At 44.4% G+C, this 12,690-nt stretch carries 12 protein-coding genes; 5 read left to right on the top strand and 7 right to left on the bottom strand.

What is annotated here, in order from left to right; all coding sequences use genetic code 11:
* Nucleotides 1–22: 22 nt before the first annotated feature.
* From gvpA to JSY36_RS07750, 3 genes are all read right to left on the bottom strand, one after another.
* Nucleotides 23–286, bottom strand: coding sequence for a gas vesicle structural protein GvpA (gene gvpA / locus JSY36_RS07760; RefSeq protein WP_122899492.1), 264 nt, complete (start codon nt 284–286; stop codon nt 23–25).
* 15 nt (nt 287–301) lie between these two features.
* Nucleotides 302–841 carry a hypothetical protein gene (locus tag JSY36_RS07755; RefSeq protein WP_122899494.1) on the bottom strand — a complete coding sequence of 180 codons (540 nt, stop codon included), beginning with the start codon at nt 839–841 and terminating at the stop codon, nt 302–304.
* 126 nt (nt 842–967) lie between these two features.
* A complete protein-coding gene (locus JSY36_RS07750) occupies nt 968–1,474 on the bottom strand; it encodes a YtxH domain-containing protein (RefSeq protein ID WP_205165924.1) in 507 nt (168 codons plus the stop codon).
* A 251-nt stretch (nt 1,475–1,725) separates the two neighbouring features.
* Here JSY36_RS07750 and JSY36_RS07745 point away from each other — a divergent pair, with 251 nt between their 5' ends.
* Nucleotides 1,726–2,268, top strand: a complete 543-nt coding sequence (locus JSY36_RS07745) for a MerR family transcriptional regulator (protein ID WP_205165923.1) — start codon at nt 1,726–1,728, stop codon at nt 2,266–2,268.
* Nucleotides 2,269–2,487: 219 nt separating this feature from the next.
* Here JSY36_RS07745 and JSY36_RS07740 read toward each other — a convergent pair whose 3' ends face one another.
* Together JSY36_RS07740 and JSY36_RS07735 are read right to left on the bottom strand one after the other, a co-directional pair.
* Nucleotides 2,488–3,474 (bottom strand): nuclease-related domain-containing protein, encoded by a 987-nt coding sequence (locus tag JSY36_RS07740; RefSeq protein ID WP_205165922.1) that lies wholly within the window; start codon nt 3,472–3,474, stop codon nt 2,488–2,490.
* A 931-nt stretch (nt 3,475–4,405) separates the two neighbouring features.
* Nucleotides 4,406–6,028 (bottom strand): glutathione ABC transporter substrate-binding protein, encoded by a 1,623-nt coding sequence (locus JSY36_RS07735; RefSeq protein WP_336511457.1) that lies wholly within the window; start codon nt 6,026–6,028, stop codon nt 4,406–4,408.
* Between the two features lie 333 nt (nt 6,029–6,361).
* On the opposite strand from JSY36_RS07735, the gene opp1C reads away from it, so the two are divergent.
* From opp1C to JSY36_RS07715, 4 genes are read left to right on the top strand one after another with little or no spacing between them, the layout of a single operon-like run.
* A complete protein-coding gene (gene opp1C / locus JSY36_RS07730) occupies nt 6,362–7,249 on the top strand; it encodes a nickel/cobalt ABC transporter permease (RefSeq protein WP_122899505.1) in 888 nt (295 codons plus the stop codon).
* Nucleotides 7,250–7,270: 21 nt separating this feature from the next.
* Complete coding sequence (locus JSY36_RS07725) at nt 7,271–8,194, top strand: ABC transporter permease (RefSeq protein WP_122899506.1); 924 nt, start codon at nt 7,271–7,273, stop codon at nt 8,192–8,194.
* 18 nt (nt 8,195–8,212) lie between these two features.
* Complete coding sequence (locus JSY36_RS07720; protein ID WP_205165921.1) at nt 8,213–9,253, top strand: ABC transporter ATP-binding protein; 1,041 nt, start codon at nt 8,213–8,215, stop codon at nt 9,251–9,253.
* Nucleotides 9,219–10,238, top strand: a complete 1,020-nt coding sequence (locus JSY36_RS07715) for an ABC transporter ATP-binding protein (protein WP_205165920.1) — start codon at nt 9,219–9,221, stop codon at nt 10,236–10,238. Before JSY36_RS07720 ends, JSY36_RS07715 begins: the two co-directional genes overlap by 35 nt.
* A gap of 145 nt (nt 10,239–10,383) precedes the next feature.
* Here the strand turns inward: JSY36_RS07715 and JSY36_RS07710 are convergent, their stop codons facing one another.
* Nucleotides 10,384–11,328, bottom strand: coding sequence for a polysaccharide deacetylase family protein (locus tag JSY36_RS07710; RefSeq protein WP_205165919.1), 945 nt, complete (start codon nt 11,326–11,328; stop codon nt 10,384–10,386).
* Nucleotides 11,325–12,689, bottom strand: coding sequence for a glycosyltransferase family 2 protein (locus tag JSY36_RS07705; protein WP_205165918.1), 1,365 nt, complete (start codon nt 12,687–12,689; stop codon nt 11,325–11,327). Before JSY36_RS07705 ends, JSY36_RS07710 begins: the two co-directional genes overlap by 4 nt.
* Nucleotide 12,690 lies beyond the last annotated feature (1 nt).

Raw genomic sequence — 12,690 nt, 5'->3', positions numbered from 1 at the left:
TATGCCAGCTTCCCTTTACCGGTTAGGCAAAGTTCAGCCTGTTGCTGCCTTCTCCTTCTTCTGCTCCGTCTAATTCACCCTGCACTTCGTCGCGAAGCAGTCCGACTGCTTCAGCGTATCGAAGCCAAGTGTCCACACTTGCGATAACAACGCGGGCTTCAATCGTAATAAGCTCGATTCCTACAAGTGAAACACGTGCATACAGGTCGATAACGACCCCTTTATCTAAAATTCGGTCAATCACTTCTGCCAGACTGGATGAATCCGTACTTTTTTGAATAGCCATTTCATGCACTCTCCTCTACGGTTTTTTTATATTTTCAGCGCTTTTAATTTCCGTCACTTTTTTCAAGTCGGACGGCTTCTTAATGTCACTGGGCTTCTTGATTCCGTCACTGTCGCTGCCGGAATCGCTGCCGCCGGTGAGCTCATTGTCTTTAATTTCCTCTTTTGCGTCTTCGCCTTTTGATTTAATGCGGCGCTTCGCTACCTTAAGGTTCTCCTGGGCTTCTTCACCGGTTTCTTTCAGCTTTTCCCCTGCTTCTTCAACGTTGTCTTTGACTTTCTCTTTAGCAGTTCGGACTTTTTCAAAAAGATTGTAGAATTTTTTTCCTATATAGGTTGCTGCAGCTGCATTTTTGGCTTTTGGATGATCGTCTGCGAAGTCTTTTGCTTGTTCCTTGGCTTCTTCTTTGGTTTCTTTTCCGGCCTTCTTGAAGGTACCCACCACTTTGGATCGGGCATTCTTGTTCAGTAACGCAAGGCTTCCGGCCAGGACGGTGATCCCGCCGGCGATAAGTGCTGTCTTTGTACCTGAAGATTGACTCGTATTTTTATCCATCGCAGCCTCCCCTTTCTAATAAAAGGATCTGTTTGAATTAATTCCCGATCTTTCTTTCATGAAACGGTCTTTTTTACGTATTAAAAAAGAGGGTGCCTTCGCACCATCTTTTTTTTCATGGTTTGTTTACTCTTTTTTGTTGTCGTCAGAGCCGTCTTCTTCCTCTTCTTCGGACTCTTCTTCAGAATCAGTTTCTTCTTCTGTTTCTTCTGTTTCTTCTTCCGTTTCCTCGTCAGACTGGTCTTCGGATTCTTCGTCAGTTTCTTCAGAAGTATCATCTTCAAGAGTGGCAGCAACTTTTTCTGCTGAATCTCTCAGACTTCCGGCAATTTCTTCCTGCTTCTCGGTACGCCAGTTTCCTACTTTTTCTTTAAGTTTGCTCACAGATTCAGTGGACGACTCTTTCAGTCCCTGAAGCGTGTCCTTACTTTTTTGGGTTGTGCTTTCGTAGCCTGTTGCGATTTCGCCACGAAGATCTTTCCCACTTTTAGGTGTAGTAAGGATTGCAGCCGCAGAACCGATGGCTGCTCCCACAAGAGCTCCTGTAATGAATGTTTTTTTGCTTCCACCTTTTTGCTGTTCATTTACTTGCGGCTCATTTGAGTCGTTTGTATGCTGTTCTTCTGTAGACATGTTGAATTCCTCCTTGAAATTGGTTTCCTTACGAGCTATACCCTTTTGTGAATCGCCAAAACTGTTTTGTTAGGAAATGGTTATAAAGTAGGTAAAAGTTGTGGTTTATTTAGCTACGGCACCATGATTTACCATTAAAAAAGACGGTTTCTTTCCTATTAAAATGATTTGAGTTTTATGAAAGAGGGAAATAGCGTACGTAGCAAGAAAGATAATGTAGCAGGAAAATTCGGATTAGGGGTGACTCTTTCATGGTGGAATTTTGGAAAATAGGTGAGTTTGCAAAGGAATTGGACAAACATGCAAGTACGGTGGACAACTGGTTCCGCAAGCTGGAGGAAAAGCAGCTTCATTATGTGAACCGGGCGGATGAAGAGCGGATTTATGATGAGTTTGACATGGAGATCGCGCGGGTGATTAAGGAAAAGCGCGAGGAGAACAAGTCTCTTGAGGAGATTTTTCAGGAGCTAAATGAAAATTATGAGTTGCGGCCGTTTCCGTCTGGCGGCGGGGCCGTTGATATGGAGGCATTGCGTGCGGAGTTAATGGAAGAGCTGGCTTCCACGGCTGAACAGGATCGCGTGAAAGATGCGGTGCTGCGGCGCGAGGTCGAGCGGGCGCTTCGGGAAGAGTCGCTTCGTGAGTGGGAGGGCCTTCCTAAGGAGACGCGGATGAAGCGCGGGCGGTTGTTCCTGAAGGTGGAAGATAACGAAAAGCGTGATAAATTTGTGGAATTGTACACGGACCGCCGGTTTGAGGAGAAGTTGAAGGAAGTGCTGGCAGAGAAGGAGTAGAGTAGAGGTTTGGTGGATCTTTCGGATGATTTGTTGGAGCCGGGGCGGCAGGTGCGTTTGCCCCGGTTTTTTTGTATGGGTATGGGGTTTTGGGATCGCTTTTTACGGTTAGAATAGATTATTTTACGTTTAGTCGTGCTCATTTTACGGTTGACTCACTCTTTTTTACATTTAGATATCTGTTTTTTACACTTAGAAGCCACTTTTCTACAGATAGGGTCAAATCCACATATCTGTCATCAGTTGATCTAATCGATATTTCTTCCCCCTCGTCTTCCCTTCGCTTGGAAGATTAAGATTTCCCAGTAGTGAGGATACATGGCGCGCAGTAGAGATTTGAAAAAAGTCCTTGAATTGCTGATGAGTAATTGAGGGACCAATAAGCATGGAATATTGGGCCAGGGCTTTAAGTAATTCTGATTTCGAATTGTTTCTATACTTGCATTTGATACAGAGCCAGCTCTTTTTTTGCCTGATCATGCTAATGGTAAGACATGAAGGACATAAGACGCCTTTTGTAATGGAGTCAGCTGTAAGATTGTATTTATCGAGAATATTAATCTTTTTTTCTTTGTGGGTGGAAAGGAAAGTGTTATTAATTTTAGAGAGTTGATTTGGGCTGAGGATCTTAACGGAGTGTTCTTTATCAAAATCCAGAATTGAAAAATCGAGGTAGCTGCTTCTGATAATCCTGTCGGACTCCGGATAGTCTTTGAAAATCAATTCCGGGTTTCGGTTGGCGATAACTGTTAAATATTCAACGGGGAGATGCGAGAAACTTAGTTTTTCAAGCAAGTTCATAAGATTAGTTCTTTGTCTTTTTACTTGTATGATTGGATCATCATGTATTTCGATTCTCCCATCCTGAAATATTTGCTTTACTTGGTGCTGGTTAAATTCTAGCGATACGCCACCCCAGTTCTTGATCTCAATAATCAGGATATAGAATGGGGTTAGTAGAAGAGTATCCATTTGATATGCAGATTCATGGGTCAAAAATCTAAGGTTGTGGTAAAGATAGTTCGTGTGTGATCTTGCATACAGTTGGAGGTAATAATCTACTGATCTTTCTCCAATAAACCCAGACTGCATTTTCCCTAAGTCTCTTTCGAAGTAGTTGTACTGTGGGAGGTGTTTTGGAAATCTGGGGGCTAGTGCTAGGAATGTTAGTAGTTCCAAGGAGGGTTTACGGGGCTTTTTAATCAATTACATCATCCTCTCTTCCATTATAAGAACTTACGTTCGACATACGGGGTGGTAATTCCTTCCTTAGAAGGGTTTAAACGGGATCTTTTTACACTTACAGCTCAGGATTTTACTCTTCTCACTCTTCATTTTACACTTCCCATGCCCGATTTTACGCTTAGCCCGATATGCGGCTGCACCCACTCCATGCTCCCGATTACCAAGCCCCCGATTACCCCGTTACCAGAAAGAACGGCTCTTTTTACGCTTAGCGCTTCGATTTTTACACTTACAGCTCGGGATTTTACTCTTCTCACTCTTCATTTTACACTTCCCACGCCCGTTTTTACGGTTAGCACCGATATGTGCACGCACGCCATCCATGCTCCGGATTGACAAGCATTTGATTACCCCGTTACCAGAAAAGTCAGCTCTTTTTACGCTTAGCGCTTCGCTTTTTACACTTACGGCTTACACTTCTTCCGTTGGATTTAACACTTCCCACGACCGTTTTTACGGTTAGCACCGATATGCGCACGAACGCCATCCATGCTCCGGATTGCCAAGCACCTGATTACCCCGTTACCAGAAAGAACGGCTCTTTTTACGCTTAGCGCTTCGCTTTTTACACTTACGGCTGGGGATTTTACTCTTCTCACTCTTCATTTTACACTTCCCACGCCCGTTTTTACGGTTAGCACCGATATGCGCACGAACGCCATCCATGCTCCGGATTGCCAAGCCCCTGATTACCCCGTTACCAGAAAAAGCAGCTCTTTTTACGCTTAGCGCTTCGCTTTTTACACTTACGGCTCGGGATTTTACACTTCTTCCGTTGGATTTAACACTTCCCACGCGCTATTTTACGGTTAGCACCGAAACCAGCAACCACGCACCCTCCCCAACCAAAAAAACAACCTCCCGCCAAAAAGCGGGAGGTTGCCCAATTAAATTAGTTAATCGTTACATCCTGCAGCATGTAAAGGCCGTTTGGATGCTTCCAGAAGCCTTGTACGTCGTTGTTTACACCTACAAGGTAAGTTGTGTGGTAGAGAGACAGCATTGGCGCGTCTTCTACAAGGATTTCAAGAGCTTGCTCGTAGAGGTCCTCACGAGTTGCGTCGTCAGTTTCTCTGCGGGCCTGGTCAAGAACGTCGTCGAGCTCAGCGTTGTCAGTGAATGTACGGTTACCTGCTGCTCCTTTTTGTGAAGAGTGGAACAGTGGGAACATACCGTAGTCTGCGTCACCTGTTACAGTAACCCATCCAAGGATGAACATGTCGTGCTGACCGTTTGCTGTGTTGTCGAGGTAAGCACCCCACTCAAGAACTTCGATGGATACGTCTACGCCGATTTCAGAAAGCTGGTCCTGAACGATGATCGCGATGTCTTCACGCTCAGCGCTTTCGTTTGTCCAGATTGTCGTTTCGAATCCGTCTTCGTAACCTGCTTCAGCAAGAAGCTCTTTCGCGCGCTCAGGATCATATCCAAGCTCGTCCACGCTGTCACTGAAACCGAATACCTGGTCGTTGATTGGAGCGATCGCTTCAGTTGCGTTACCTTCAAGGATACCGTCGATGATGGCACTCTTGTCGATTGCCATTGTAAGGGCCTGACGTACTTTTGGATCGTCGAATGGCTCTTTGTCGTTGTTAAATCCAACGTAAGCTGTGCTCAAACTTCGCTGCTCGTATACGTCAGCGATGTCCATCGCTTCAACACGGGATTTGTTGTTTGGCTCAACCGGATAGGATATGTGGATATCGCCAGTTTCAAGGTTACCTACACGGGTACTTGGCTCACTGATTACACGGAAAGTAACCTGGTCAACTTTTGCGTTTTCACCCCAGTAGTCTTCGTTTTTGGCAAGAACAACTTCGTTACCTGTGTCCCTGGATTCGAATTTGAAGAATCCTGTACCAGCCGGCTCGCTGTTAAGTACGCTTCCAGGGCTTTCGCCGTCTTCCATTGCTTCATAGTCAGCATCGATTGCATCTTTACTGATCATGCTTCCGCCTGTGTGGGCAAGGTGGGATGGAAGTGGAGCGAATGGGTATTCTGTTTTAAATTGAACAGTGTAGTCATCGACAATGATAACTTCTTCAATCATTTCAAATAGGAACTGACGTGGTGATGCGACTTCAGGATCGAGTACACGGTCGAAGTTTGCTTTTACAACTTCAGCGTTGAATTCGCTTCCATCGTGGAATGTTACGTCTTCACGAAGTTCGAATTCCCAAAGGTCGTCTTCAACGGCTTCCCAGTCTGTAGCAAGAAGCGGCTCAAGCTCCATGTCCTCGCTTTGAGTAAGAAGAGTTTCATAGATATTTGTCTGAACGTTACTTGAAGGAACGTCGTTAGACCCGTGCGGATCCAAAGCAACGATGTCTGCACCAAGTGCGATGACGAGGTTGCCGCCTTCTTCACCTTCTGCTTCTTCTCCGTTGTCTGCACCTGTATCGCCATCGTCCGTACCTGTGTCTCCCCCTTCGTCCGGCTCACTTGCACAACCAACAAGCGCAACTGCCATGACTGCAGGAATTGCAATGGATTTAAACCATTTACTTTTCTTCAAAATTGTTACCCCCTTGTAAAATTTTTAGAGAATGTTTCATATCTAAATTACACGATTAAATTTAAAAAGACAAGTTCCAATTGTCGGAACCTTTTATGTATTCGCTATGTGGCGAAAATTGTTTTATTAATATAACATTATAAACACTGCAGTTAAGTGCATTATTAGCGCATCATTGTCATAGAAAGCGTTTGCAAATATTGGTATGACAATAATTTCAAGCAGTAGAATCTCTTGTATTATTTTATTGAGATGATATAATTTTTTTTGTGTCTAATTGAATCGCAACAAACAGGTAAATTATCAAATAATTTAGAATAGGGGGAAGAACTGATGGCTGAAACGACTGTTAATAAACCAGCTGCAAAGCCGCCATCGCCGACGGTTGAAAATTTCAAAACCATTTTCAAAAAATTACGCAAAAACAAAGCGGCAATGGTCGGCGGTTACTTTATTATCTTTTTTGTATTAGTGGCAATCTTCGGACCACTTTTTACATCCGGTTCACCGACTTCCATTGATCCGACGAACAGGATGGCATCACCATCTGCGGATAACTGGTTCGGAACTGACCACCAAGGAAGGGATATCTTCACGCGGATCATCCACGGGATGTCCATCACATTATATATCGGCTTTGTTTCCGTATTAATCGGGGCTATAGTCGGGGTGCTTATAGGGGTTATCTCCGGGTATTACGGAAAAAAAGTAGATGCAATTCTCATGCGTTGTATGGACGTGCTTCTTGCGTTCCCTGGTATCCTTCTTGCTCTTGCGATTGTAAGTGTACTGGGAGGAAGCCTGCAAAACGTGATTATCGCCGTTGGTATCTTCTCGGTTCCAATGTTTGCAAGAATTGTGCGTGGTTCCACGCTTGCGGTTCGAAAACTTGAATATGTAGATGCGGTTCGTGCACTGGGTGCAACGGATACGCGCATTATTTTCAGACACATCCTGCCTAACATTATGTCACCCATCATCGTTCAGTCGACGCTCCGTATGGCAACTGCGATTCTGACAGCCAGCGGACTTTCGTTCTTAGGTTTAGGTGCACAGCCGCCGACACCTGAATGGGGTGCCATGCTGAGTGCCGGGCGTAACTATATGTGGGACAGCCCTCACATTGCCTTATTCCCTGGTCTCGCCATTGTCATTGTCGTATTAGCCTTCAACATTTTTGGTGACGGTTTACGCGACGCTCTTGATCCTAAGACGAAATAACGAAGAGAGAGGTGAGAAACGATGTTTGTCTATATCATTCGACGCTTATTACAAACCATCCCCGTACTGATCGGGGTTACAATCTTAGTTTTTTCCATGATGCACCTTATTCCCGGTGACCCGGCTCAGATCATCGCCGGTGAAAGTGCCAGTGAAGCACAGGTTGAACAGATGCGTGAACGACTTGGCTTGAACGAGCCGCTTCCTGTTCAGTATGCAAAATTCATCGGCGGTGTTGTTCAAGGTGACTTAGGGAACTCCATCCGAAGCGGAAATCCGGTTAGTGCCGAGATTGGCGGACGAATTATGGTAACCATAGAGCTCGCCGTATACAGTACGATATTAAGTATTTTTATGGGACTTATTGCCGGTATTGTTTCTGCAACGAAGCGTTACACGTTTCTTGATACAGGAATTATGATTGTGGCTTTGTTCGGTCTTTCCATGCCGAACTTCTGGCTCGGACTTATGCTTATTCAGTACTTTGCCCTGCCTCCGCTGCAGTGGTTCCCGGTTTCCGGCTGGGGAACTCCGGGTCATATCGTTCTTCCGGTTATTACACTTGGTACGGCCGGAGCTGCGATTATTGCCCGTATGACCCGTTCGTCCATGCTTGAAGTTATCAATCAGGATTATATCCGTACAGCCCGTGCCAAAGGGGTAAAAGAGAAGTACGTTATTTACAAACACGCCCTTCGTAACGCCCTGATTCCGGTTGTTACGGTAGTTGGACTTCAGTTCGGGGTTCTTCTTGGCGGAACGGTGCTGACAGAAACAGTTTTTGCAATAAACGGTATGGGACGACTGGTAATTGAGGCGATTAATGCCCGGGACTTCCCGATCGTCCAAGGGTCTGTTCTTGTCATTGCCCTGTTGTTCGTGCTTGTAAACTTGATTGTTGACTTGAGTTACCGATTCTTAAATAAACGAATTGAACTGGATTAAGGAAAGGAGGGTACTTCTATGGAAAACAAACGAAGTATTATTGATGTAAAAGAACTGCAAACATCCTTTTTCGTTGATGGAAAAGAAGTAAAAGCCGTTGACGGCGTTACTTTTGCCGTACCAGGCGGTAAAACGCTCGGAATTGTAGGAGAGTCCGGTTCGGGCAAAAGTATCACCTCTCTTTCCATCATGCGCCTGATTAATGAGCCAGGTGAAATTATAGGCGGCGAAATTAACTTTAACGGGGAAAACCTGTTGAACAAATCCGAGGGCCAGATGCGCCGGATCCGTGGAAATCAGATCTCAATGATTTTCCAGGAGCCGATGACATCGTTGAACCCTGTATTCACGGTAGGGGATCAAATCTCTGAAGCCGTCATGATTCACCAGGGATTATCGAAGAAAGAAGCGATGAAGAAATCCCTTGAGATGCTTGAGCTCGTAGGAATTCCTTCTCCGAAAGCACGTCTGAAAAACTATCCTCACGAGCTTTCGGGGGGAATGCGCCAGCGTGTGATGATCGCGATTGCTCTTGCGTGCCGTCCGGAGGTGCTGATTGCCGATGAGCCGACGACAGCTCTTGACGTAACGATTCAGGCGCAGATCCTCCGCTTAATTCGTAACCTTCAGGACGAGCTTGACATGAGTGTGATTCTGATTACTCACGACCTTGGTGTTGTAGCTGACACGTGTGACTACGTAGCGGTTATGTACGCCGGTAAAATTGTGGAGTACGCACATGTGAATACACTGTTTGCTGACCCGAAACACCCGTACACGGTTGGACTGTTAAAATCCCTCCCGCGTCACGATATTGATATGGAAGGTGATCTGAGTACCATCAAAGGGACGGTACCGACACCTGATAATATGCCAGAAGGCTGCCGTTTTGCACCACGCTGCCCGTTCGCACGTGAGATGTGCCGCGAAAGCCTCCCTCACTTAGAGGATCTTGAACAAGGAAATCAAGTCCGCTGTTGGATTCATACCGACAAATGGGACGGCCCGGAGGTGAACGTCAAAAATGACTACGAATCTGCTGCAAGTAAACAATCTTAAACAGTATTTTCCTATTAAAGGTGGAATCTTCGGCCGCCGTGTCAATGACGTTAAAGCCGTAGACGACATCACATTCGGCGTTCGCGAAGGTGAAACGTTAAGTATCGTTGGGGAGTCCGGCTGTGGTAAATCCACAACAGGCCGTGCGATCCTCCGTCTTGACGAGCCGACGAGCGGTGAAGTTTCGTTCAACGGTGAAGATCTGCTGGCTCTAAGTAAAAGTGACATGCGTAAACGCCGGAAAGATCTTCAGATTATTTTCCAGGATCCTTATGCTTCCATTAACCCGCGTCAGACGGTTCGTCAGGTTTTAAACGAAGCAATGGAAATTCAAAACGTTGTGCCTAAGGCGAAGCGCCTTGACCGCATGATGGACCTGATGGAGACGGTCGGCCTCGGGGCTCACCAGCTTGACCGCTTCCCTCACGAATTCAGTGGCGGTCAGCGTCAGCGTATCGGTATCGCCCGCGCGCTGGCAGTGGATCCGAAGCTTATTGTGTGTGACGAGAGTGTATCCGCTCTTGACGTGTCCATTCAGGCACAGGTATTGAACCTGCTTAAAAAACTGCAGAAGGAATTTAACCTCACGTACCTGTTTATTTCACACGACCTGGGGGTTGTCCGTCACATTTCCGACCGTGTTATGGTAATGTATCTCGGTAAAATTGTCGAAATCGGTGACAAAAAGTCTGTGTTCGACAATCCGAAGCACCCGTACACGAAGACGCTGCTGTCTGCGATCCCTGTTCCGGATCCGACTGCCACACGCGATCAGATTGTCCTGAAGGGCGATGTTCCTTCTCCAATCGATCCGCCGACCGGCTGCCGTTTCCACACCCGCTGCCCGTTTGCAACGGACAAGTGTAAAGACGAAGTTCCGGAGCTTCGCAACACCGGCAAGGATATGATGAAAGAAGGCCACAACGCTGCCTGCCATTATATTGAAGAGATTGAAAGCGGCGAGATGAAGCCGAAGTATACGTAAGAACCAAAACCCTGCTCTTTAAGGAGCGGGGTTTTTTGCTGCAGTTAAAGAGGAGGGCAAAGAAGGCATCATTTAAGTCCCCCGCCTGCTTTGGACGGGGGACTTAAATGAGTTTATTCCGGTTGTGATGACAGGCCGACACTCCCTACTCTTTCTCTAATCCTATTTTCTCTTTAAAGTCTTCTATATCATCCCGGTTACTTATCTCGATACGGGGAATACGGTAAGGATCCTGATCGGGACGGGCTTTATCTAAATCACTGGTGAAAGCCATTTTAAAGTCCATTTCTTCCAATAAATCAGCTGTTTTATCGTTATATGCCCCGTATGGATAGGCAAAATAATCAGAACGGTTATTTAGATTGTTCACGCTAATTTCGATGTCTTTTTTCACAGCGCTTATAGGTTCAGAGATGAGATAAGCTACCCCTTTTTCATTCTGGTGATGAAAATTATAGGTGTGACTGTAGTATTCAAATACATCTGTGGCGGCCATGATATCCGAAATACTCAGGTACTGGTTATGGGCCGGTTCATATTCGGAATCTGATTCATCAATATATCCAGTTATAACAAAATTCAGCGCGGTAAATTGATGTTCTTTTAAAATTGGATAGGCTTCAATATGATTGTCTTTAAATCCGTCATCAAATGTAATTAGTACGCTTTTTTCGGGTAAATCTATTTCTCCTCTCATAAATAATTCAAATTCCTTTGAAGTTAACGTTACAAAATCCTCTTTTGCTAAAAGGTCCATTTGCTTCTCAAATTGTGATTTCAGGGTAATGGTTTTGTATAGTTCGCCATTCTTGTTGTAATGATGGTCTTGAATGTCATTATCGTCCAAGATTCTATGATACAACAGAACAGGTATTTCAGGTGCTGCACTGCCCTCATCGACCTTAAAGTCCCTCACGCCCCTGCCCCATCCCTGGTTTGTATCATTTAAATCTATAGATTTATTTTCTGTAAATAAACCACTATTACTATCCATGGCAGTTGCGAAATCATCATAATAATAATTAACAATGGAACTGAAGAAAAATACAAAGGTTAACAGAAATAAGGCATTAACCAGCATTATTCTCATGAGCCCGTCCTCCTGAGCTGACCTCTTTCAGGCGATGTTTGAAAACTCTTTCCATTCCTCCTTGAGGCGTCCCACCCTTCCTTATTTTTCACATACATGATCGTTCCAACCGTTACAAAAACCAAACCCAGCAATCTATAAGTTATAATCTCATAAAGAATAAAGCAGGATATTTTAAAGTAATCCTTTCTGCTGTATGCTAAGCCGAACCTTCTGCTGATCACCATGGCTGTCACACTTCTATAAACAGCGAGTAAAAAGGTTACAGACAGAAAGGCTAAAGCAACCATATAGTTCCCTTGAGTCACTACTAAAATGACGCAGACAAATATGGTAAAAAATGCATTGATAGTTCCAAGAATAAAAGAGTCAAACAACAAGTATATGGAAGGTGCCCAGCCCAGCTTTTTAAAAAAAGCAGTCTTGTAATTAAGGATGCAGTCGAGAAACGCTTTTTGCCACCTTATCCTTTGCTTGAATAAATCAATGAACGATGATGGACATTCCGTATAGCATATGGCTTCTGGAATGAAAACAAGCTTATGCTTTTTATACTTTTCTTTTTTTAAACTCAGGCAGCGGAGTGTAATGTCCATGTCTTCCCCCACTGTCTTCCGGTATCCATTCACTTCCAGCAGTATATTTTTCCTGAAGACACCAAAGGCCCCGGCAATAATTGTCATAGATTGAAACTTGGTTTGTGTTAACCGGTGCAGATAAAAGTCTGTAAGGTATTGAATGATTTGATACTTTATTAACCCTTTGGTATAAAAGGTAGGCTGAAGATTTTTCAGATCTCCATAAAAGCCTTGTCCAATTTGAACCATTCCTCCTGCAGCCATAATATGCTGATCGTCAAACCTGGTATTAATCACATTCAATGAGTTGGATTCGAGTACACTGTCAGCGTCTAAAGTGATCACGATTTCACTCTCAGAATGGTCAATCCCTGCATTTAATGCGTCAGCCTTCCCCCCATTTTCCTTATCAATCATATAGATCTTCGGATAAACAGCAGATTTATAGAGGCCTTTAATGAGGTTATAAGAAAGTGATTCATCCGATGACTTTATGACCCGTTTCATTTTTAATTTATTTATGAGCAACTCTTTTGTCTGGTCGACGGATCCGTCGTTAATGATGATGACTTCATAGTTCGAATAGTCTAAATGATGAATCCCCTCAATACAGTTCATAATTATTTTTTCTTCATTAAAAGCCGGTATTAAAATAGAAATACGCTTTTCCTCACTCGTTTTAATAAATTCTCTTTTTTCTTTCACCAAGTATAGGGGTACAAAGATATACAGGATTTGAAAAACGATAAATATTGAGAATAACGATAGTGTAAGGATCATCATT

The organism is Alteribacter salitolerans, assembly GCF_016901055.1.
GTDB lineage: Bacteria > Bacillota > Bacilli > Bacillales > Salisediminibacteriaceae > Alteribacter > Alteribacter keqinensis.
This window is presented reverse-complemented; position numbering and strand designations above follow the sequence as displayed.